Here is a 22,021-nt window from a genome sequence, read left to right on the forward strand (position 1 = left end):
CCGCCGCCATCGGGCCAGCGCTGGGTGACTTTCTTGGCCTTGGTCCAGAACCTGAGGCCTTCCATGCCGTACTGGTCCGCATCGCCAAAGCCGCTGCGCTTCCAGCCGCCGAAGCTGTGGTAGCTCACCGGCACCGGGATCGGCACGTTGATGCCCACCATGCCCACGTTTACGCGGTGCGCGAACTCGCGCGCGGCGTGGCCGTTGCGGGTGAAGATGGCAACGCCGTTGCCGTACTGGTGCTCGCTCGGCAGCTTGAGCGCGTGCTCGAAATCGTCGGCGCGCACGATCTGGAGGACGGGACCGAAGATCTCTTCCTTGTAGCTTTCCATGTCCGGGGTCACGCGATCCAGCAGGGTCGGGCCGACAAAGAAGCCGTTCTCGTGGCCCTGCAGCGAAAAGCCGCGCCCGTCGATCACCACTTCGCTGCCCTCGGCCTCGGCGGTGTCGATCCACTTCTCGATCCGCGCCTTGTGCTCGGGCGTGACGACCGGGCCGTAGTGCGCTTCGGGATCGTTCGACACGCCGACGCGCAGCGCGTTGATCGCGGGGATCAGCTTTTCCTTCAGGCGCTCCGCCGTCTGTTCGCCCACCGGCACCACCACCGGCAGCGCCATGCAGCGTTCACCCGCAGAGCCGAAGGCCGCGCCGGATAGGTCGTTCACCACCTGGTCGAGATCGGCATCGGGCATCACGATACCGTGGTTTTTCGCTCCGCCCATGGCCTGCACCCGCTTACCAGCGGCCACGCCGCGGTTGTAGACATAGTGCGCGATATCGCTGGAGCCGACGAAGCTGACGGCGGCGATATCCTGATGGTCGAGGATGGCGTCGACCATTTCCTTGTCGCCGTGGACGACCTGCAGCAGCCCCGCGGGCGCGCCCGCTTCCACGAACAGTTCAGCAAGCCGCACCGGCACGCTGGGATCGCGCTCGCTGGGCTTCAGGATGAAGGCGTTGCCCGCCGCGATCGCCATGCCGAACATCCACATCGGGATCATGGCGGGGAAGTTGAACGGCGTGATGCCTGCGCCGATGCCAAGCGGCTGGCGCATCGAATAGACGTCGATGCCCGGCCCTGCGCCGTTCGTGTATTCGCCCTTCAGCGCCTGCGGGATGCCGCAGGCGAATTCGATCACTTCCAGCCCGCGCTGCACGTCGCCGTGCGCGTCGTCCACCACCTTGCCGTGTTCGCTGGACAGAAGCTCGGCCAGTTCCTGCTTGTGCTTTTCCACCAACCGCTTGAATTCAAACATCACGCGGGCGCGGCGCTGCGGGTTGGTGGCGGCCCATTCGGGCTGAACCTTCTTTGCCTCTGCTATCGCGGTGTCGAGCAGCGCGGCATCGCCCAGCGCGACCTGCGCCTGCACTTCGCCCGTCGACGGGTTCCAGATATCGTGCTTGCGCCCGCCATTACTGGCATGGGCCTTCCCGGCTATGAAATGATCGATTTGTCGCATTCTCACCACTCGATTGTTGTTCGCATCGATGATGTCAGGCAGAAATGACGCAGGCAAGGAACAGATTTGCAGGAGTGAGCTGCATTTATGCAGGTGGAGAACTGGAACGATTTGCGCGTTTTCCTCGCAGTCGCGCGCACAGCCCGCTTGAAGAACGCAGCGCAATTGCTGCGGATCGACAGCACCACCGTAAGCAGGAGACTGCGAAGGCTTGAGCGCGCGCTCGGTCAGCGACTGCTAGAGCAAACCAACGAAGGGCAGGTATTAACCCAGCACGGTGAAAGGCTTCTGGCGAGAGTGGAGCGCATGGCCGAGGAGGCGACGGGCGTCTATCAGTCTCAAGGCAACCCGCACACCTTGGGCGGACAGCTTCGCCTCAGTGTTTCGGAGGGGTTCGGCAGTTGGTTCGTGGCCCCAAGGCTTGCCCAGCTTTGCAGCGATCATCCCGAACTGACGATCGAGTTGGTTGCGAGCAGCGGTTTTCTCAGTCCGTCCAAGCGTGAAGCCGATATCGCGATCATGCTTTCTCGGCCGAAGGCAGGGCCGCTGATTGCTAGAAAACTCGCCGACTATTCTCTCAAGCTCTATGCGCGCCCATCCTATCTTGATGACGCAGGACATCCGACTGCCGCGCAAGATCTCACCCGTGGTCATCGCTTGGTGGGGTATATCAGCGACCTACTCTACGCTCCCGAACTGGACTATCTGAAAGAGATCCACCCGGATTTGTTCGCCACAGTTCAGTCTTCAAGCATCAACGCTCAGATGCGTCTTATCGCGGCTGGCGCGGGTATCGGAGTACTGCCGTGCTTCATGGGGGACCGCGAGAAGACGATCGTGCGCGTCCTTCCAGAAATCAGCATAAGTCGCAGCTTCTGGATTGTCACTCACCGCGACAACCACAGGCTCGAGAAAATTCGATACGTCAGCGAATGGCTCACCAAAAACGTGGCTGAAGGGCGCGACATTCTGGTGATGGACTAGCGCGATCTGATGCCGATGAAAGCTGTAACGGCGTTGGCACGGATGCACGTTTATCAGGTGCCCTTGAATTCCGGCTCCTTCTTTGCCCTGAAACTCGCAATAGCGTTCTGGCAATCGTGTGTATCTCCGCAGGCGCGCTGCGCAGCAGTCTCCAGTTTCAAAACTTCCTCATAAGATAAAGAAACCGCCTGCCGCAGCGTCTTTCGGATTTGAGCATAGGCCACTGTCGGTCCGTGCGCGAGGCGCCTGGCCAAGGCGAAAGCTTCGTCCTTCAACTGATCGGAACGGGTAACGCCGTAGATCATCCCCCAGCTTTCCGCTTGCTTCGCGTGAATTCTCTCCGCCAGCATCAAAGCCTGTGTTGCTCTCGCGAGGCCGGTCAACCTTGGCAACAACCAACTCGCCCCGGCATCAAGCGCCAAGCCGACCTTGGGAAATGCGAAAAGGAAGAATCCGTCTTCGGCGACCAGGACGAAATCGCCAGAGAGCGCGAGGGACGCCCCAGCCCCCGCCGCAGCCCCATTCACTGCCGTGACAACGGGAACATCGAGATCAGCGAGTTCACGCATCAGAGGATTCACGGCCTCATCAAGGCCGCGCTGCAACACTTCACCGAAACCCGACTTCCCCGCTCCATCCATGGTAAGGTCACCGCCCGAGCAGAAGCCTTTCCCATCCGCGCAGATCAACAAGGATCGAGCATTTCCAAGTTTGCCCAGCGCCGCACGCATCGCATCTGCCATTTCCCAGGAGAGGGCATTTCTGGTGCGCGGATCCGAGAGTGTCAGGATCGCCACTGAATCGACAATCTCAAATTTTACCAAACCGTGATCCATGCCAGTTCCTCAATGGTGAATTCTCGCCTCATGCCCACTCCCTCAGCGGCAATAACTTTCGCCGAGTAACGCATGAGGAGATCATGGAATCTTTTATCGCAGCGCCGCTGCCAGAGCACATTCGATCAATTGATCCACACATGCAAATTGCGATATAAAAAACATTCATGATTGTTTTATCTTACGGCTTTGGTATGGTCAGTCAACTTGCTTGGAGAAGGGTACAATGGACGCGGTCGAAACTGCTCAGATCAAGGATCGGATGAAATTTGAAGCAGCGCGGAAGTCTCCTCCGGAGGATTTCCCGCAGCTGCCACCGATTCCCGCAGGGCGCTACACCGACCCCAAGTTCCTGAGACTCGAACGTGAACTGGTGTGGAAGCGGGCATGGCTTTACGCGTGTCACGCAGACCAGATAGCGAATCTCGGCGATTGGATGCTCGTCCGGAACACCGGCTCACCGGTCATCGTCCTGCGCGATCTCTCCGGTGATTTCAAAGCGTTCTACAACACCTGCCAACATCGCGGCGCTCCGCTCGTGACAGAGGAATCCGGCAACGGCAGGGGATTTGTGTGTGGTTATCACGGATGGTCCTACACGCTGGACGGGAAACTGACGGCAGTTCGGGACAAGCGAGATTTCACGGATCTCGACTTCTCCTGCCATTCGCTCAAGCCACTGCGTTGCGAGACGATCGGCAAGCTTGTCTTCATAAACGAGGATGCCGAAGCAGAACCGCTACGTGAACACTTGGGGCCGATGGCAGGCGAACTCGAACAATACCAGTTCGAGAAACTCGATTTCGTGGAAAGCCGGTCTTACGAGGTAGAATGCAACGTCAAGGTCCTGATCGACGCGTTCCTCGAGGTGTATCACTTGAAATCGATCCACCAGAAGTCGGTGGACCGCTTTCTCGATCACCGCGGAATGACAGCATCGCTGTGGCCAAATGGCCATTCGCGAATGGTCACACCGAACAAACGCCCCGACTGGCAGGATCCCGGTACGATCGGAATGCCGAAGGTTGACGGCGTTACCGAAATACCTCGCGACAACAACGTCAGTTACATGATCTATCCAAACTTTGTGATGCCACCTTCCGATAGCGGTATTCCCCTATTGCAGTTCTGGCCGACCGGCGATCGCACGTGCCGCGTCGTGTCTACCTGGATCGCGCCGGATCACGATCCGGAAAAGCCTCATCCGAAATGGGAAGAACGCGCAGCAAATTGGGAGCGAATCTTGTACGAGGACCTGCAATTCGCGCCGCAAATTCAGGAATCGCTGCAGTCACCAGGGTTCGTCGGCATGCCCTTGAATTATCAGGAAAGACGCATCTACCACTGGCATGAAGAGCTGGACCGCCGGATCGGCGCAAATCGCATTCCGGAAGGTCTGGCAGTAGAGAAGGTGCTTTCACCATGGGTGGAGGCATGACCAGAATGGACCGCGTAGGCCGCGAACCATCCGCCGGTCAGAAGTTCGGCTTCACAGATGAAGAGCTGGCAACGATGTCTACGGTCTATCGTGACGGGCTGCTTGATGGAAAGGTGGTTGTGGTCAGCGGCGGAGGGTCCGGAATCGGCAAGGGTATCGCATTCCTTTGCGCGCGCCTGGGCGCGCAGGTCGTGATCTGCGGCCGTACAGAGGAAAAGCTGGTAGCGGCTTGTACCGCAATGGAAAAGGCAGCCGCTCGAAGGCCGCTGCACATACCCATGTCCGTTCGCGAGCCCGAGCAGGTCGACGAATTCTTCGACAAGGTGTTCGACAAGTTTGGCAAGGTCGATCACCTTATCAACAACGCTGGCGGGCAATTCCCTCAGAACGCCATCGATTTCAGCCGCAAAGGTTGGCAATCGGTGATTGACCTCAATCTCAACGGCACCTGGTGGATGACGCAGACGCTGGCGCAGAAATGGCGCGAGGCGGGAGTGCCGGGCAATGTCATCAGCATCGTCGCGAACGTAGAGCGCGGCATGCCGCAAGCTGCACATACCTGTGCTGCGAGAGCAGGTGTAATCTATCTTTCGAAGACGCTGGCAACCGAGTGGGCACCCCTCGGAATCAGAGTTAATTGCGTGGCACCCGGCGTCATCGAGAGCGAAGGCTTCCGGGTTTACCCTCCGGAAGCGCTCGCGCGTTTTCACGATGCGAACCCCATGAAACGCCGCGGCAACGTTTGGGATATTGCTGAAGCTTGCGTCTATTTGATGGCCCCCTCCGCTGATTTCATCACCGGAGAGTTGCTTGTCATCGATGGTGGTCAGGCCCAGAACGGCGCAGTCTGGCCAGCAGGCAGGCCAGACTGGTTCGGCGGCGTTCATTCCGACCGGTCCTGATAAAGAACTTCTGGGACGTTCGGACCGACTGATCTCTGCCGCGTCCGCCAGTAAGCGTCGGGAAGCGAATTACTTCCCTTCCAGTTCTTCGAGATAGTCTTCCCGAAGACGGAATTTCTGAATCTTCGATGTCGACATCGGCCATTCGCTCACGAAGCGAATGGCCCGCGGCAGCTTGAAGTTCGCGATCTTGCCCCGACAGTGATCGATCAACTCCTGCTCGCTTGCTTCCTTGCCCTTGGCGAGCTCGATGAAGCCAACCGGCACTTCGACGTACCGATCGTCCGGAATGCCCACGATCTGCGCTAGCTTGACGGCATCGTGCGATTGCAGCGCGTTCTCGATTTCAGCCGCCGCAACATTCTCTCCACCAACCTTGAGCATGTCCTTGGTCCGGCCATGGAACATGATCGTGCCATTCTCATCCAGGGATCCAATGTCCCCGGTGTGCAGCCAGCCGTCCCGAATGCAATCTGCGGTCTTTTCAGGCGAATTGTAGTAACCGTCGAGCATATTGGGGCCACGGGCACAGATTTCGCCACGCTCGCCGGTACCGCATTCTTTCCCCGTTTCCATGTCGACAATACGAACTTCCCACTCGTCCAGCGGAACGCCAAGGCGGGTCGTGCGGCTCTCGAGGCTCTCGTCCAGACGGCTGGTGCAGATCGTGCCTGCAGCTTCGGTAAGGCCAAAGGTGCCGACATGGGTAATGGAGGGCATGGCCTTGATCATCGCGTCCTTGATCCAGGCCGGCTGAACCGCGAAGTTGCTGTTCATCAGCCGCATCGTCGAAAGGTCGGTCTGGCTGAACTTCTCATGCGAAATCAGGTCCTGCATGATTGTGACAAAGGTAGGATAAGCGATAGTCGCGCCTTCCCGTTCCAGCATTTCCAGCGCCGTCCCCGCATCGAAATAGGACACGGTCAGATATGCTCCACCTGCGTCGAGGATCATCATCATCGGCAGGATGCCGGCGATATGATAGATCGGAAGTGGAGACCAGACCTTGTCCTCCCCGGTTACCTCATAACGCCTGCCAAGATTACGGCTGTTGCCCACGATTGCACGATTGCTGATGACGCAGCCCTTCGGCTCTGAAGTTGTCCCCGAGGTATAAAGGATCAGCGCAGTATCGGCGGGCTTCACTTCATCGACGCAGCGGTCGATCTCTTCCGCATTCACCTTTCTTGCAAATGCCATGGCATCGCGTTTTGCGACTACGCCCTTGCCGCACTCGTCCTCGAGACAGATTACCTGTCTCAGCGAGGGCGCTTCGGGCAAGTCAAGAGAGAGAGGATCGTTCGCTTTCGCGAGCGACGGCAGCGCGGAATGCAGGCGCTCTTCGAAGTTCAGCGAACTGGAGACTTCACCTGTCGTGACGAGAACGCGCAAGCCGGCATCCTTAACAAGATACGCCAGCTCGCCGGGTTGATACCTCGCGTTGATCGGAACGGTGACGGCGCCAAGAAGCGCGCAGGCCGCAAGAACTTCGACGAATTCAGGGCACGTCGGCAGAAGTATTCCCACATGGTCTTGCCGATCGACTCCGAGCGCCGCCAAGGTACGCGCCCAACTCGTTGCCGCGCCGTAAAGTTCCTCGTGCGTGAGCCTGGAATCGGGAAACACCAGAGCATCACGATTTCCAACGGAATGCGCTTTCTCGCGCAGGATCGACCCGATCGTGAACTTACCTTCAGTCATTTTTCTCTCCGGAAACGCGATTGGCAACGTCTTCGTTGTCCTTCAAAGTTCGCGCAGCAATGTTGATCTATCTCCGTCCCAATCGTCGGCCGCCTTGCGGATCGCCGAGAAGAACGCGGTTATGGCTTTTCCGTGCTCGAGGATTTCGACCATGTGGCCGAAGGCACCGCGAGTATCGACGTAACAGAACCTGACACCTGCGAAACTGCCACTACTGGCGATCTCGAAACCCTGGTCGGTGTAACGCGCCAGTTCAGCCTCGAAATCTTCCGCCATCGTCGCAACATGGTGCATCGCTTCCGCTCCGGGTGCCACACTGTCGCGGTAGCAGGAGGGCTGGTCGTCATGCTGTTGCACGAGTTCGATCTGGATTGGGCCCGCCTGAGCGATCGCAGTCGAGAAGTCGACAGGCCCCGGATTGCCCCGATAGACGGGATCGCTGATCGCAATATGCCGGTTCACCAGAAAAGGGCCTAATCCCATGCTGCGGTTCCAGCGAATTGCCGCGTCTTCCAGATCGCGGACGACCCAGGACATCTGGAAAATGGCAGCCGGAGACAAATGCTCGCTCATTGAAAACCCTCTGTCGCAGTAGCGATATGCCATATCTTAGCACCACCACGCACGGTGTAAACATACAGGCATGATTGTTTTTTTGTGTTTGAGTGCTAGGACGCTTGGGAAACGAAAGGTTACGCATGTCAAATCGGCCCCATCGCAAATTCGAAGATCTGAAAGTGGGGGAAGAACGCGTTTCTCCTCCGCGGACGGTAACGGAAGACGAGATCGTTCATTTCGCGAGACAGTACGATCCCCAGTGGTTCCACGCTGACCCTGAAGCAGCGCGAAAATCCAGTTTTGGTGAGGTTGTCGCAAGCGGCGTACATGTACTGGCGGTCTGGCGACAACTCGATCACCTGATCAACAGCGATATCGATTTCGTTTGCGGTATCGGGTTTGACACTTTTCGCCTGAAAAACGCCCTTCGCCCTGGAGATACGGTCTACGCAAGGTCGCGCATCCTTTCACTCGAACGATCACGAAGCGGAAAGCCTCGCGGTACCGCGGTAACGTATTATGAACTCATCAATCAGAACGACGAAATCGTCTTGCATTTCGAAAGCATCAATCTGGTACATGCACGCGAGACCTAGTTCGTCTGCAGATTGTCGTTCCATTTCAGCGCGATCGTCTCAGCCCTGCTTTTCGCATCTAGCATTTCCTTGGTCACGTCCTCTTCAGGACCAAAGGTCGGAGATACGTTAATCTGGTCGAGCCTTTCGATCCCGATAAAATTCAACCAGGTTTTCAGATAGGCGGACTGGAAATCCAGTGTTGCCATTTGCTCGTCCTTGCCAAATGGCATTGCGCTGGCGGCAATGATCACGGCTGGCTTCCCGCCGGCAAGCCCCACCACCCCGCCTTCGCGATCGTTCCGGAACGTCATTCCAGGCTGCGTAATCACATCTACCAGATGTTTGAGCGCATAGGGTACGCCGAAATTCCACATCGGAGTACTGATGATGTAGGCATCGAAGCGCAGGAACTCCTCGCAAAGGTTCTGGATTGCTGCCCAGGCAGAGACATGTTTTTCGGGCACTGCATTACCCATGATGAGATCGTATCGCGCTTCGATCATGCCCGTTCCAAGTGGCGGCAGGTCCATCTCCCAAACAGGCCACACGGTCACCGAGGTATCTTCGTGAAGGCACTCGATGAACCGCTGCGCTACAGGCCGCGAGCGGGATCGTTCATCCCGCGGGCTCGCATCTATATGCAACAGGTTCATTTTGACTCTAGAGGAGGATCGAGCCGCTCATCGAGGTCGACCGCGATACCTTCGTCCGTTTCTGCACATTTCCAGGCCTTGATGGGCTTGTCGGTAAGGTCACCCTTCGGACATCCGTTGCGAAGATCGAACCGCAAGCCATGCAAGGGACAGAAAATGAAGACCTTGCGCACCTTGCCCTCAGCCAGTTCCTGATACGCATGGCTGCAACGGTTCTCCACCGCGAAGACGCCATGATCCGTGCGGACCAGCAGAACTTGCTCGCCTCTGTGAGCGACGACGAAAGTGCCGCCCTGCGGCACCTCGTCAGAAGATGCTATGACTTCGAGCGCCATGTCAGCGCCTCTGATCGAAACGTCGGCCGACCATCGCACTGGCAATATTCGTCTTCTGAATATCGATAGCGCCGCCAGCAATTCCCCAGCCCCATGCATCGCGCATGCGGCGCTCCATCGGAAACTCCTTGCTGTAGCCGTAGGCTCCCATCAACTGCACCGCGTTACCGGTAACCTCGCGAGAGATCGAATTGGCGAAGCATTTGGCGACGGAACTGTCCTGAATGGATGGAATTCCGTCCTCGGCGTTGGATGCAGCCCTCCAGATCAGCAGGCGTGCGGCGTCGACGTTCATCTGCATTTCGGCCAGCTTCAATTGCACCGCCTGGAAATCGACGATCGGTTTGCCGAATTGTTTGCGCTCCTGCACATACTCCAGCACGTCTTCCAGTGCACCCGATGCCTGTGCAAGCGACATGGTGGCGTTTCCGCACCGCTCCAGATCGAAAGCTTCCATCAGCTTGCGAAAGCCGCCGGCCGGGACGATCACGTTCTCTGCAGGGACGCGACAATCATCGAAATTGAGGTCGGCTGACGGGATTCCGCGAAAGCCCATCAATTGCTCATTCGGTCCAAAGCTGAGCCCTGGCGTGTTCGCGTCAACGAACACTGCGCCGATACCCTTGGCCCCGCGATCCTCCGACATACGACAGTATACGACGTATCCATCTGCATGCCCGCCGCCCGAACACCAGCGCTTCGTTCCGCTGATTACGACATCGTCACCGTTCCGCACCGCTTTCGTGGAAAGGTCTGTCAAAGCGCTGCCGGCGTCCGGTTCCGACATGCTAACCGCGACAACCATGTCACCGCTGCACACGGCAGGGACGACGCGCTGTTTCAACGCGTCGGAGCCAAACTTTTCGATCGCCCGAACCGGGCCCACACAGGACTCGAAGACCGGAAAGGCTACGGCAGAGGAAATCTTGCCGAACTCTTCCAGCACTATCAGCGCTTCGAGATTGCCCAGGCCCATTCCGCCAAGCTCTTCCGGCACATTCATGCCGAGAAAGCCCAGCTCCGCGTATTGCTTCACCAGTTCACGGCTTGGCGGGGCGTTGTCCGCTTCGAGTTTTCCAGCGACATCCGGAAGGGTTTCTCGCGCAAACCTGCGAGCGGCTTCCTGAAGCTCGCGTTGATCATCGGTAAGGGAAAAATTCATCGGTGCTCCCGGTGTCTCGCAGGCTCGCCATTGGCCGAACCATGAATTATGATTGCTTCTCGAAAACGAGCAGGACGTTGCCTGGCAAATGGAAGTAGAGACCATACCCGCTGTTGGCGATGAGGTGCCCGTTGTAGATGGCAGGTCCAGGGCCGCTCATTCCACCGCCAGTCCCCTGTTGGCCGGTAACGGTCATCACGGGGCGACGCGTGTCGTATGACCAAAGCACGCGGCCATCACGGCTGTCGTATGCGCGCAAGCGTCCATCCAGATGTCCAGCGATTACCGCTCCGGGGATTGCCGTAGCTGCGGCCGATATGCCCGGATCGCAGAACTCCTCCCCGTCGCAGATATCGTTGGCATGGTTGCGCCACTGGATGTCGCCTGTAGCGGCATCCACGGCATGTATGCCCGCTCCGTTGATGGATGCATCGTAGACGCGGCCGTCGTGCGTATCCTCAAGGTCCGCGATGGGCACGAAGATGCGCTGTCCCTGGCGAGCCATGCCGAAATGCACGCCGCCTTGCGTACCGCCATGGCCTAAACGCGTTTGCCAGACGATTTCACCACTGTCGGGATCGACACCGTGAACCACGCCCGATTTCTGGCCGACAACGATAATGTCGCTGCCATCGTCCAAGGGCGTGAGAATTGCCGACGCAGCAATATCGAGATCCGGGCCGTCCTCTTCCGGACAATTTTCATTGCCCATCATGCAACCCACGTTCCAGGCGTCATTCCGTGTGAACTGGACTTGCCACACTTTACGCCCGGTGCGCGCATCTACTGCGAACAATGCGTCGCTGTTCTCATCTGCGGGCGAAGAATAGTTCTCACCCGACCCGAAATAGAAACGATCACGCTTCGCGTCATAGGTCGGACTGTTCCACACAGGGGCGCCCGACGGACCGAGAATCTCCGCCCCGGCGCTGGTAACGCCGTGCGAGACCGGCTCTTCGGGGACGGTATGGGTCTTCCACTGTCGTTCGCCCGTAGCCGGATCAAGCGCCACTACACTGCCCCTGAAGGTACAGCAGCTATAATTGGGATCTGCCGCCGACGTTACTTCGAGCGACGAGATGGGGACGACAAGGTGACCACCACCAAGGGTGGGCGTGCCGGTGATGGTCGCATTGGCATGGTCATCGACCTGCGTGCGCCACAATTCCTCGCCCGACATGGCATCGATGGCATAAACGCGGCCCAGGATATCCCCGAAATAGAGGCGCTCTTCGTCAGCGTCCGCGACGATGGCGGTGCGCACCTCCGCTCCCGCACGGTATGTCCATCGAGCGCATCCTTCCTCGAGGTCAAAGGCGTAGACCTTGCCCGATTGGCTGCCAACGAAAACGGTGTTCCAGCCTACCGCTGGCTGAGAACGGGCCCGGATCGCGCCTGGGAAGGCGAATGCCCATTTCAGCGTGAGGCTGCTTACCTCGTCGCCAGTCAGCCCCCCGATCTCCTCGGAAACGAAGCGCGAATTATCATGCCCCCAACCTACGCGAGCTGGCGGCGCAGCCTCTATCGGCATGGTTCTGTTTTCGCAGAATGGCGGAGGGGCAGGCGGCTGGTAATCGTCCAGTTCCGAGCGTACGAGATATTCCGCGATATACATCTGTTCTTCGTCAGAAAGATGCGCTGCCTGTTGCTGCATAATGCCATCGTGCATCGCGGACAGCACGACGTCGGGCTCCAGCATCTCCAGCCAGACCACAGCAGGCGCTTTCGGCGCGGCACCACTGTGACAGGCTAGGCAATTCTGCGCGAACAGTTGGCGGCCAGGATGGGTTTCCAAGTCTATCGGCTTACCAAGACGTGCCTGGAACTCGTCGGTTGATGCAACACGCTCAACCTCCTTTGACCCTGAGCTGGTGCCTGCATTCGTGCAGGCACCAGCCCCTACGAGGACGAGCAGTGCGCTCGCCAGCGACCCGAAGAAAGAGCTCTTAGTTGCCAAAGCTGAACCCCACTTCGACAGCGAAGAAGCGCGGCCGACCGAATTGGCTGTTCAGCCAGAGGCCCGCCACGTTTTGCGACGCCGTACGATAACGCTCGTCCGTCAGGTTCTGCCCGATCAGACGCACGTAGTATTTATCATCGATCTGGTTCAGCGTAATGGACGCATTCACCAGCGTCCGCGCATCGAGGAAGGTATTGCCGAGGGGATCATCGATCGCCTGCGTGTAGAGACTTCTGTCCTGGTAGGCGACGCTGCCATTGAAGACGAGCTCGTGTTCATTGAACACATCCGTGCGATAGGTGCTGTCGATCGTCCATTGCCATTCAGGCGCGCGGTCCAGCGGGGACGAAGACAGGTCATACCCCGCATTGGGGGCATCATATTCGCCATACCTTGCGTCCTGATAGCCGAGCACGCCGCGCAAAGTGAGGCCGTCAGTCGGCTCAGCCGTCATTTCAGCCTCGATGCCGGACACCTTGGCACTGGCCGCGTTAACGAAGATCGTTACCTGGTTGGGCGCGCCATTCACTACCAGCGGAACGTTGAGCTGCCGCTGAAGATCGTTGTACTTCACATGGAAGCCGGTGAGGTTGAACCGCAGGCGGTTATCGAACAGCTCTGCCTTGAAGCCAAGTTCGAAACTGTCGGCAGTCTCCGGATCTGTTGCCCGCGCCGCGGCAGCGAAGGCCGCAAGGTCGTCACCGAATGGAGCGAAGCCACCGATTTGATCGTTGAAGCCGCCAGCCTTGAAGCCATGGGATGCCGTCCCGTAGACATAGAAGTCGGGTGTCGCCTGATACCCCAGGCTAACACGCCAGGTCAGTTCTTCGGCGGAATCGTCAAGGCTGATTACACCTGCCGGGAAATTGTAGACACTCGCATCAAGCGCCTCGTCGATCGAGATGGAGGGATCGAACCCGCCTTCAAGCCCCGGAATGAAGGTTTGCTGACGTCCGAACCAGGTCTTGTCTTCCCACGTATAACGCAGGCCGCCCGTCAGGCTAAGAGCGGGCGTGATCTCGAAGGTACCTTCTCCGAACAGAGCAATGGATTCGGCCTCCTGCGCGTTACACAGGATGTATGGAGTGTCGTTCCAGTTTCCAAAAGGAAGGGGGCCACTGGTCAAGTCGAGGAAACCCAGGAGCTGCGAGACACAGAAGTCCGTGTCGTCCGTCTGGTAGAATGCACCAGCGATAAGATCGAATGGTCCGCCGAAATCACTCGAGAAGCGAAGTTCCTGCTGGAACGTTTCACGGTCATCGTCGCGCGTGGCGTCGAAAATCGAGAGCACTTCTCCGTTGTCCGCGATCGGAGCGTGCCCCGGATAGCTGTTCGGCAAACGTGAACGCTGACTGCGCCACCCTGTCACGGACGTGAGCGTACCGACATCGAACTCGATATCGATATTGGCATACAAACCGTCGACATCGATCCGCTGACCACGCCCCGCGAACAGCAGCGCGTCGTCGCGCAAGGTGATACCCGCATTGTCGAGCGGGTCATCGCTGTCGGGGTTGAAGAATCCGGTATTGAGAAGATCAGTCACGAACGGAGCATCGCCTGTGTAGCGGTAGTTTTCGTTGACGGACGGAACCGATTCCGAACGATCGCGCAAGAACTCGTACTGGAACAAGGCAGAGATATTGGACGTCGGCTCAACCAAGAGCTTGGCCCTCGCCGAATAGACTTCCGTACCGCCGATGCGGCTGCCATCGAGACACCCTTCGGCGCCATCAAACTGGCTTTCCACGAAACCCGCGACCGGGCCGAAGCACGCACCGTTGCGATAGTAACCGTCGCTCGTTTCAATCCCGCCAACAAGTCGCAGTGCAACCGCGTCGTCCACCAGCGGAATGTTGACCGCGGCCTTGGCACTGGCGGTGCCGAAGCTTCCGACGCGCCCTCGACCATCGAAGGAGAAGGTATCGATTTCAGGGCGAATGGTACGCACGGTTACCGCACCGCCGGTCGTATTCTTCCCGAAAAGCGTACCCTGCGGTCCGCGCAGCACCTCAATCTGGGCAACATCGAATGTATCGAGCAATTGTGTTTGCACACTGGGCACCACGAAATCGTCGACGAGCACGGCAACAGGCGGCTCGAAATAGACGATGATATTATTCTGCCCCACCCCGCGCATGGCGAAACTCGCCGCGTTGAAACCCGTGATGGTCTCCGCCGAGAAGTTGGGGACGAAAGTGGCGAGGCCGCCGATATCTTCGACGTTCGATTGCTGGATCAGCGTCTGATCGATCGCCGAGACCGCAATTGGCGTCGTTTGCAGATCGGAGTCCCTGCGCGTTGCGGTAACGATAATGCGCCCCACGCCAGAATCTTCGGTCTGTGTCGCCACACCTTCGCTGTCGTTCGCTTCGGTGACCTGATCCTGCGCCAGGGCTTGGACCGGAAACGCCGCGGTTACGAGCGCCGCCACCGCACTCCGCGTATACAGATTTGCTTTTTTCATCATAACTCTCCCTGCAACTTCACGCAGCGTTTCTGCTGGCCGCTATTCGGTTGACAGAGCCTTCCTGCCACAGCAAAATATAACAATCAATCATGATTGTTTTTTATCTGCGACTTTTTTGGAGAGCGTGGAAGGCATCGGGAGCAGCGATATGAACTTCGATTTTCGAAACTGGGATATTCACGTGGGAAAGCCCCATCCCTTCAATGCGGAGCGTCCGCGCCCCGACAACGGCACGAAAAGGCCCGATCCCTCAAGGTATCACGATCCTGCTGTGTGGCAGGCGGAATGGGATCAAGTCTTCACCAAGACCTGGCTGCTCGCAGGTGTCGAGAGCGATATTCCCGAACAAGGCGATTGGCTCCGATTTGAAATCGGCACCGAATCTTTTGTGATCGTCCGTCAGGAGGACGGCGGCATCAAGGCGTTCTACAATGTCTGCCCTCACAGGGGCAGTCAGATTGCCCTGGCGGATTTCGGTTCGGCGAACAGTTTCGTCTGTCCGTTCCACTCCTGGAAATTCGATCTCGAGGGCAAGAATGTCGCCATCACTGACAAGGAGACATTCCACCCGGATGTCTTGTGCCACGGCACCGATCTCACCGAAGTGCGCTGTGAAGCGACCGCGGGCCTCGTGTTTATCTCGATGAGCGATGATGTGATGCCCCTTGCCGAGTACCTCGGCGAAGTGGCCGACCATCTGGCCTTGTACGATATCGGCGAGATGGTTGTCGTTCAGCATAAGAAGTCTGACTGGGCAGCCAACTGGAAAGGCGGGGTCGACGCGTTTTACGAGATTTACCATCTCCACTCCGTTCATCCGCAGACGCAGGCCGTCATGGATGACCGCACCCAGATCGATCTGTTTCCCAATGGAATGAGCCGGCAGTTCGTGCCTTTCGCACAGCCGAGCCCCCGCTTTCCTGACCAGGAAAGCGTGAACGAGGGCATCCGCATTATGCTGGCCGATGCCGGTATCGATCCGGATACTTTCGAAGGAACGGCTCAAGACAGTCGCGCCGCAATCCAGCGCGCGAAGCGTGAACGCTCGGAGAAATTCAACCTGGGATATGAAAAGTTCAGCGATACCCAGCTGAGCGATTCGACCATCTACGGCCTTTTCCCCAACATCCAGATTGGCTGCCACCCCGAAGCGGTATTCATTCATCGCTTCCTGCCGCATCCGGACGATCCGGGCCAGTTCACCTACGAAACGATAATCCTCTTCAAGCCCGAGGATATTCCCGGATACAAGCCGCCTGCATGGATGGGGCTTGCAGAGGACGCTGACACCAGCGGACTAGACCGCCCCGACATCGTTCATACCGGTCTCGGCGTGCCCCCCGAACTGGGCGAGGTGCTCGATCAGGACAGCGAATTGCTGCCGGTCGTGCAGAAGGGCGCTCGCTCTCGCGGTTTTGCCGGCCCGCTCTGGAGTGAACAGGAAGCCCGCCTGCGCCATTTCCATACCGAACTCGACCGTTATCTCGACGGCGAGAAATAGGAGACAAGGATGCCGACTACATTCCTTTCACGCTTCAAGGTGAAGGCCGGCAAGGAGGATGACTTCGTCGACCTCATCGCGGCCGCCGAAGACAATGCCAGCCGCGAGGCAGATACCCTCGCGTACAAGTTCTACAAGCTGGAAGAGCCGCGTGCTTTCGCAGTCTACGAAAGCTTCACCAATGACGATGCCGATCTTGCGCATCAGCAAAACCCGGAGAACGCGCCGATCATCGAGAAGATGATCGAGTGCATCGACGGCACCTACGAGCGGGAATATCTCTACGATGTCAAAAGCTGAACCAGGAGCCGCGCCCGGCAAATCCTTCATCGCGACCCTGCGAACGAAGCCGGAGAAGCGCGACGATTTCATCGCCTTGCAAACCGAGCTGAAAACGCTCGTGCATGACAAGGAACCCGATGCTTACGCTTACGAGGTTCTGCAATCGGAAGAGGACGAGAATCTCTTTTATTGCGTGGCCACGTTCAAGGACGAAGCCGCGTTCGATCATCACATGCAGATAGATTTCCATGATCGGCTCGTGCCGCCGATTCTCGATTGTCTGGCTGCAGACATGGAATTGGCATTCTACCGGTCCCATTCATAGGGCACCGTGATCATGCGGCGCCTCGATTGTATCGAGGCGCCGCATGCTTTTGTTCAAAGCTGTTCTGGTTGTTCGAGCAAGCGGACGAGGGCATCGAGGAATCGTGCGCCATCGACGCCGTCGATTGCACGGTGATCGCAACTGAGCGACAGGTGCAATACCGGGACGATCCTGATCGCCCCGTTGTCATCTACGGGCTGGGGCACGGCCTTGCCTACGGCGAGAATAGCTCCTTGCGGCGGATTGACGATGGCATCGAAACTTTCAACGCCGAACCCGCCAAGATTGGAGATCGAGAAACTCCCGCCCTGAAACTCTTCCGGTTTGAGTTTCCCGGACTTCGCCTTTTGCGCCAGTGCGGACGTCGTGCGTGCGATATCCGACACGCTTAATTCGTCCGCTGCGAACACGATTGGCGTGATCAAGCCACGATCCGTGGCTACAGCCACAGAGATGTCCGCGCTATCGAAGCGGTGTATTTCCTTTTCGAATATCTGGACGTTCACCGAGGGCACCTCCCGCAGCGCGAGAGCACACGCGCGAATGAGGTAATCGTTGATGGTGCCAGGTTTTCCCTCGCTTTCACGAAGCGCGATCAGCCGGTGAGCCATGGCTTTCCGGCGAAGGTAGATGTGCGGCACATCCTGCTTCGCCTGGGTCAGCCGCTTCGCGATCGTGCGCCGCATCGAATTCATCGGCACGATTTCCTTCGCACCGGCACTGCCCGCCCCTTGAGGTTTCTTCGACGGTTCCTTTGCTGCGACGGGCTGCTTGGCATCGATCCTTTTCAGAACGTCTGCCTTGCAGATACGCCCGCGAGCGCCAGTTCCTTCCACCGAGGAAAGGTCGACGCCGTTCTGGACCGCTATCCGCCGGGCGAGCGGCGAAGCGAATGCTTTTTCCTGTCCGGGAGCTTCTATGGGCCCCTTGAGCTCGGGCGACCGGCTTCCTGCAATTGCCTTGTCTACATCCTGACGGGTGATGCGACCGTTCCGACCGCTCGGCTGGATGTCATCTACAGAAATGCCCGCAGCTTCCGCTGCTCGCTTCGCGGCCGGCGAGATAGCAACGTCGTCAGGGATGGTGACCAGGTTTGCCTGCGCCCGTTCTGAGGGGGACGCTGAACTCGCCGGCGAAGGAGGTTCATCGTGATCGGTTATCTCGCCCCCGCTGTCCGGTTCGCCCCCGGCAGAGCCGTATCCATCATCGTCGTTGGCACTCCCCGTACCCGACGGCTTGTAGGAAGCGACGAACTCCTCAACCTCGCCTGCATCGGCATCGGGTGGCCCCATCACGCCCAGCAAGGCACCTACGGGCAACGTGTCCTGTTCTGACGCTACCAGCTTTACCAGGCAGCCGTCAGCTTCTGCCTCGACCTCGTTCGTGATCTTGTCAGTCTCGATCAGGGCAATCACATCACCCTTGGCGAAAGGCTTGCCTTCCTGCACCTGCCAGCCGGCAAGCGTACCTTCTGTCATTTCTATGCCCCACTTGGGCATGGTGAATGGCTTGAGAGCTGTCATCGTACTTACCCCCAGTCCAATGTACGCCGGACTGCCGCTTCGATCGCCGGCGGGCCGGGGACGTATGCACGCTCAAGTTCGGGTGCGAACGGAATGGGCGTGTGGGGGGCTGTAACCAGTTCGGGCGGAGCATCGAGACTGGTGAATGCCTTCTGGGCGACCAGCGCACCGATATCGCTTGCAACGCTGCATCGCGGAGGGCTTTCGTCGACCACGACAAGGCGTCCCGTCTGCTCCACGCTATCGAGAATAGCCTCCTCATCCAGAGGACTTGTTGTACGCGGATCGATGATGTCACAGCCTATCCCATCAGCTGCCAGCTTGTCAGCGGCCTTCTCGGCAAAGCTTACCATTCGTCCCAGCGCGACTATCGTCACATCCCCGCCTTCACGGGCCATGCGCGCATGGCCGAACGGAACGCGGTGAAGACCATCGGGAACTTCGCCTTTGCGGCCGTAAAGGGCCTTGTGCTCGAAAAACATCACCGGGTCATCGCCGTGCAGAGCCTCGTTCATCAGCCCCTTCGCGTCAGCAGGCGTAGTGGGAAGTGCTACCTTAAGCCCCGGTATGGCCGTTAACAAATTGTAGAACGCCTGGCTGTGTTGCGCCGCAGCGTTCATGCCGGCGCCATAGATCAACCGGATGACAACCGGGCAGCGCGCATTTCCGCCGAACATGTAACGAAACTTGGCAATCTGGTTTATCAGCTGATCGCCGCATACGCCGATGAAGTCGGCAAACATCAGCTCGGCAATGGGACGCATTCCCGACAAGGCAGCGCCTGCTGCCGCGCCGACGATTGCGCTTTCAGAGATCGGCGTGTCGATTACGCGCTCAGGCCCGAACTTGCCTACGAGACCAGTGCTGGTCCCCCATATACCGCCGATTGCTTCCTGTCCTCCGGCGGTTCCAGCACCGCCCGCCACGTCTTCCCCGAGCAGAATGACGCTCGGGTCGCGCTCCATCGCTTCGTGAATGGTTTGGTTGATCGCATCGCGAACGTTCATCACGGTCATCGGTAATACCTCTTAATACGCCGCGTAGACGTCTTCGTCGATCTGCGAAGGATCGCATCGGGCTGCCCCGCGCGCTTCTTCAACGGCTCGATCAATCAGTTCTGCCACCTGCTTGTCGATGGCATCCAGTTCCCCTTCTTCCAGCAATTCGCGGGTCGAGGGAGCCTTCCGGAAGGTTTTAAGCGCATCGCGCTCGTCTCGAATCCGGTCCAGTTCGCCCTTGGCGCGATATCGCTGGGGATCGCCCTCGAAATGACCATAGAAGCGCTCGGTATCGAGCTCTATCGCAGCCGGGTGACCAGTCTGCCGGACATAGTCCAGCAATTTGGCCATCGTCTCGTAAGTTGCATGAAAATCACTACCGTTGGCACGCCAGACTTTCATGCCAAACGCTTCGGCGCGACTCGCGATGTCGTTACCGGTCGCAACCGCGTAACTGTCTCCGGTGTGTTCCGAATAGTGGTTGTTCTCGAACACGAAAATGGCGGGCACATCGATAACAACTGCCATGTTCATGGCTTCGAACGTCGTGCCCTGGTTACACGCACCGTCGCCCGAAAACGCGATGGCAACCTTGCCTTCGCCGGCGGCCTTTGCGGCAATAGCCGCGCCCACTGCCTGGGGCGCGCCGGCACCGACAATCCCGTTGGCACCGAGCATCCCGATCGAAGTATCCGCGATGTGCATCGAGCCACCGCGGCCTTTGCACAGCCCTTCGCGGCTTCCGTAAATCTCTTTCATCATGCCGATTACATCGCAACCCTTGGCAATGCAGTGTCCGTGGCCGCGATGGGTCGATACGATCTTGTCGGCTTCATCCAGATGCTCGCACACGCCGACGGCGGCGGCTTCCTGGCCGCAATAGAGGTGCGTAAAGCCGGGAATCTCACCCTTGGCGATCTCTTCGTGCAGGCGCTCTTCGAACTGACGGATGGTAGCCATCCGCCTGTATGCCCGAAGCAATCCCTCTCGCGTGTAATCCATCTTTAGAGATCTCCTTCCCCCGGCCCGTTATGGCCGTAGAGATAATCGCTCAATGTCTTGTGGAAGTGGCGAAGCCGCACTTCTTGCTCACCCAGCCACAACCCCGGAAAGGCCTCGCTTCGCATGCCCGCCTGAACGTGCGGCAGGTTGAATGCGTCCTGGTCCAGAACCTGGCCGATGGTCTTGTCACCGTGCTTGAAATGCTGGTGCCGCGGCCTGTCCGGCCACTTCTCCCCTTCGGGCACGAGTTCGAACATCCAGATGTCGTAGAGCATCTTGTTCGGGTCGGTGGGATGGGGCCGCTGGCGGAACATCATGACGTCGTCGGCATGGACGTTCAACGATACGTTCGGAAAGATTGTATAGTGATAATCGTCCGTCAGTTGTTCGTCGTTCAGATCGGAATAGTCTTTCCCCTGCGCCTTCCCGTGCTCCCGCTTGTGTTTTTGCAGGGCTTCGCGGATGCCGTCGATCGGGCCTTCGTATTCCGCCGGATCCATCTCCGCTGCTTCCATCATGCCAGCAATCAATGGCGGGATGATCGATGGAAGGGCGACACGGGGACTGACCGCCGCGAAGGGGATCAGGTAACGATTATGCTTGTCATAGCAGTCGTACTGGACATTGACGTCGTCCAGATACCATTTCAGCTGCGGATGAATTCCCTGGACGTGGTAGGTCTCGGAGAATGCATCCACACTGGCTTTCCAGTTGCAGTCCCATTCAACGGTTATGTCGCGTGTCCACGCCATCCGTTCCATGTGATAAGGATCCAGATGCTCGGGAATTACGCCCAGATATTCCCGCAACGGCTCCACGTCAGGGTTCATTGAGAACCAGACGAAACTTCCCCATTCATCAACCTTGATCGGTTTGACGCGGCCACACGGGGGCGCGCCTTGCGGGAAGGTCTCGCGGTCAGGGATATGGAGCAACTTGCCAGTCTTCGAATAGGCCCAGTGGTGGTAGCTGCAACGGAATACGCCATCTTCCTCCGCGACCGATCCAACGCCCTCTTCTGGAACCAAACGATTTCCGCGGTGCAGGCATACGTTGAAGAAGCCAGCCACCGAGCCATCCTGCTGGCGCACCAGCAAGACCGATTCCTTGCCGATGTTGGTGCAGATATAATCGCCCGGCTCCGGAATATCGTCCGAGCGACCGCCCAGCAGCCACACCTTCGTCCACAACCGATCCCACTCCAAGCGCATGAAGTCCGGCGATGTGTAGCGCTCCGCCGGGATCAGGTCGTGCCCAAGTTCGGGGTCGGGCGCCTTTTCGATAGGCGTGCCGCCCGGCAACGCTTCTGCCGGGCGAACAATCTTCTGCTGGCGCTTTACATCCATTGGACTG

At 58.4% G+C, this 22,021-nt stretch carries 20 protein-coding genes; 7 read left to right on the forward strand and 13 right to left on the reverse strand.

Annotation, left to right across the window (positions count from 1 at the left end; all coding sequences use genetic code 11):
- A partial coding sequence (locus D4Q51_RS00430) for a CoA-acylating methylmalonate-semialdehyde dehydrogenase (RefSeq protein WP_162925074.1) occupies positions 1–1,460 on the reverse strand: 1,460 nt, incomplete at its 3' end.
- Positions 1,461–1,547: 87 nt separating this feature from the next.
- Here D4Q51_RS00430 and D4Q51_RS00435 point away from each other — a divergent pair.
- Positions 1,548–2,444 carry a LysR family transcriptional regulator gene (locus D4Q51_RS00435; protein ID WP_120075450.1) on the forward strand — a complete coding sequence of 299 codons (897 nt, stop codon included), beginning with the start codon at positions 1,548–1,550 and terminating at the stop codon, positions 2,442–2,444.
- Positions 2,445–2,497: 53 nt separating this feature from the next.
- Here D4Q51_RS00435 and D4Q51_RS00440 read toward each other — a convergent pair whose 3' ends face one another.
- On the reverse strand, positions 2,498–3,280 hold the full coding sequence (locus D4Q51_RS00440; RefSeq protein ID WP_120075452.1) for an enoyl-CoA hydratase-related protein: 783 nt from the start codon (positions 3,278–3,280) through the stop codon (positions 2,498–2,500).
- A gap of 226 nt (positions 3,281–3,506) precedes the next feature.
- On the opposite strand from D4Q51_RS00440, the gene D4Q51_RS00445 reads away from it, so the two are divergent.
- Together D4Q51_RS00445 and D4Q51_RS00450 are read left to right on the forward strand one after the other, a co-directional pair.
- Positions 3,507–4,718, forward strand: a complete 1,212-nt coding sequence (locus D4Q51_RS00445) for an aromatic ring-hydroxylating oxygenase subunit alpha (RefSeq protein ID WP_120075454.1) — start codon at positions 3,507–3,509, stop codon at positions 4,716–4,718.
- 5 nt (positions 4,719–4,723) lie between these two features.
- Complete coding sequence (locus D4Q51_RS00450) at positions 4,724–5,620, forward strand: SDR family oxidoreductase (protein WP_240624498.1); 897 nt, start codon at positions 4,724–4,726, stop codon at positions 5,618–5,620.
- A 69-nt stretch (positions 5,621–5,689) separates the two neighbouring features.
- Here the strand turns inward: D4Q51_RS00450 and D4Q51_RS00455 are convergent, their stop codons facing one another.
- Together D4Q51_RS00455 and D4Q51_RS00460 are read right to left on the reverse strand one after the other, a co-directional pair.
- Positions 5,690–7,321: a class I adenylate-forming enzyme family protein gene (locus D4Q51_RS00455; RefSeq protein ID WP_120075459.1), complete on the reverse strand. Its 1,632-nt coding sequence runs from the start codon at positions 7,319–7,321 to the stop codon at positions 5,690–5,692.
- A gap of 42 nt (positions 7,322–7,363) precedes the next feature.
- The gene (locus tag D4Q51_RS00460) at positions 7,364–7,894 is read right to left on the reverse strand and encodes a VOC family protein (protein ID WP_120075461.1); all 531 of its coding nucleotides are present in this window, start codon (positions 7,892–7,894) and stop codon (positions 7,364–7,366) included.
- Between the two features lie 125 nt (positions 7,895–8,019).
- Here D4Q51_RS00460 and D4Q51_RS00465 point away from each other — a divergent pair, with 125 nt between their 5' ends.
- Complete coding sequence (locus tag D4Q51_RS00465; RefSeq protein ID WP_120075463.1) at positions 8,020–8,475, forward strand: MaoC/PaaZ C-terminal domain-containing protein; 456 nt, start codon at positions 8,020–8,022, stop codon at positions 8,473–8,475.
- Here D4Q51_RS00465 and D4Q51_RS00470 read toward each other — a convergent pair.
- From D4Q51_RS00470 to D4Q51_RS00490, 5 genes are all read right to left on the reverse strand, one after another.
- A complete protein-coding gene (locus tag D4Q51_RS00470) occupies positions 8,472–9,110 on the reverse strand; it encodes an FMN-dependent NADH-azoreductase (RefSeq protein ID WP_120075465.1) in 639 nt (212 codons plus the stop codon). The two genes, D4Q51_RS00465 and D4Q51_RS00470, sit on opposite strands and share 4 nt — an antisense overlap.
- The gene (locus D4Q51_RS00475; RefSeq protein WP_120075467.1) at positions 9,107–9,445 is read right to left on the reverse strand and encodes a Rieske (2Fe-2S) protein; all 339 of its coding nucleotides are present in this window, start codon (positions 9,443–9,445) and stop codon (positions 9,107–9,109) included. Before D4Q51_RS00475 ends, D4Q51_RS00470 begins: the two co-directional genes overlap by 4 nt.
- Position 9,446: 1 nt before the next feature.
- Entirely contained in the window at positions 9,447–10,607 is a 1,161-nt protein-coding gene (locus tag D4Q51_RS00480) for an acyl-CoA dehydrogenase family protein (RefSeq protein WP_120075469.1), read from the reverse strand.
- 46 nt (positions 10,608–10,653) lie between these two features.
- The gene (locus D4Q51_RS00485) at positions 10,654–12,402 is read right to left on the reverse strand and encodes an outer membrane protein assembly factor BamB family protein (RefSeq protein ID WP_240624499.1); all 1,749 of its coding nucleotides are present in this window, start codon (positions 12,400–12,402) and stop codon (positions 10,654–10,656) included.
- Positions 12,403–12,553: 151 nt separating this feature from the next.
- On the reverse strand, positions 12,554–15,034 hold the full coding sequence (locus D4Q51_RS00490) for a TonB-dependent receptor (RefSeq protein WP_120075498.1): 2,481 nt from the start codon (positions 15,032–15,034) through the stop codon (positions 12,554–12,556).
- Between the two features lie 151 nt (positions 15,035–15,185).
- Between D4Q51_RS00490 and D4Q51_RS00495 the strand changes: the two genes are divergently transcribed.
- The 3 genes from D4Q51_RS00495 to D4Q51_RS00505 are packed head-to-tail and all read left to right on the forward strand — an operon-like array spanning position 15,186 to position 17,145.
- Complete coding sequence (locus tag D4Q51_RS00495; protein ID WP_120075500.1) at positions 15,186–16,538, forward strand: aromatic ring-hydroxylating oxygenase subunit alpha; 1,353 nt, start codon at positions 15,186–15,188, stop codon at positions 16,536–16,538.
- Between the two features lie 9 nt (positions 16,539–16,547).
- Positions 16,548–16,838, forward strand: a complete 291-nt coding sequence (locus tag D4Q51_RS00500) for a putative quinol monooxygenase (protein ID WP_120075473.1) — start codon at positions 16,548–16,550, stop codon at positions 16,836–16,838.
- On the forward strand, positions 16,825–17,145 hold the full coding sequence (locus tag D4Q51_RS00505) for a putative quinol monooxygenase (protein ID WP_120075475.1): 321 nt from the start codon (positions 16,825–16,827) through the stop codon (positions 17,143–17,145). Before D4Q51_RS00500 ends, D4Q51_RS00505 begins: the two co-directional genes overlap by 14 nt.
- A 53-nt stretch (positions 17,146–17,198) precedes the next feature.
- Here D4Q51_RS00505 and D4Q51_RS00510 read toward each other — a convergent pair whose 3' ends face one another.
- Genes D4Q51_RS00510 through D4Q51_RS00525 form a run of 4 tightly spaced genes read right to left on the reverse strand, consistent with a single transcriptional unit; the run spans position 17,199 to position 22,014 of the window.
- On the reverse strand, positions 17,199–18,668 hold the full coding sequence (locus tag D4Q51_RS00510; protein WP_120075478.1) for a 2-oxo acid dehydrogenase subunit E2: 1,470 nt from the start codon (positions 18,666–18,668) through the stop codon (positions 17,199–17,201).
- A 5-nt stretch (positions 18,669–18,673) separates the two neighbouring features.
- On the reverse strand, positions 18,674–19,684 hold the full coding sequence (locus tag D4Q51_RS00515; RefSeq protein WP_120075480.1) for an alpha-ketoacid dehydrogenase subunit beta: 1,011 nt from the start codon (positions 19,682–19,684) through the stop codon (positions 18,674–18,676).
- A 12-nt stretch (positions 19,685–19,696) separates the two neighbouring features.
- Positions 19,697–20,668, reverse strand: a complete 972-nt coding sequence (locus D4Q51_RS00520; RefSeq protein WP_120075483.1) for a thiamine pyrophosphate-dependent enzyme — start codon at positions 20,666–20,668, stop codon at positions 19,697–19,699.
- 2 nt (positions 20,669–20,670) lie between these two features.
- Positions 20,671–22,014 (reverse strand): aromatic ring-hydroxylating oxygenase subunit alpha, encoded by a 1,344-nt coding sequence (locus D4Q51_RS00525; protein WP_120075485.1) that lies wholly within the window; start codon positions 22,012–22,014, stop codon positions 20,671–20,673.
- Positions 22,015–22,021: the final 7 nt, after the last annotated feature.

Source organism: Aurantiacibacter odishensis, assembly GCF_003605195.1.
In the GTDB taxonomy this organism is placed as follows: domain Bacteria; phylum Pseudomonadota; class Alphaproteobacteria; order Sphingomonadales; family Sphingomonadaceae; genus Alteraurantiacibacter; species Alteraurantiacibacter odishensis.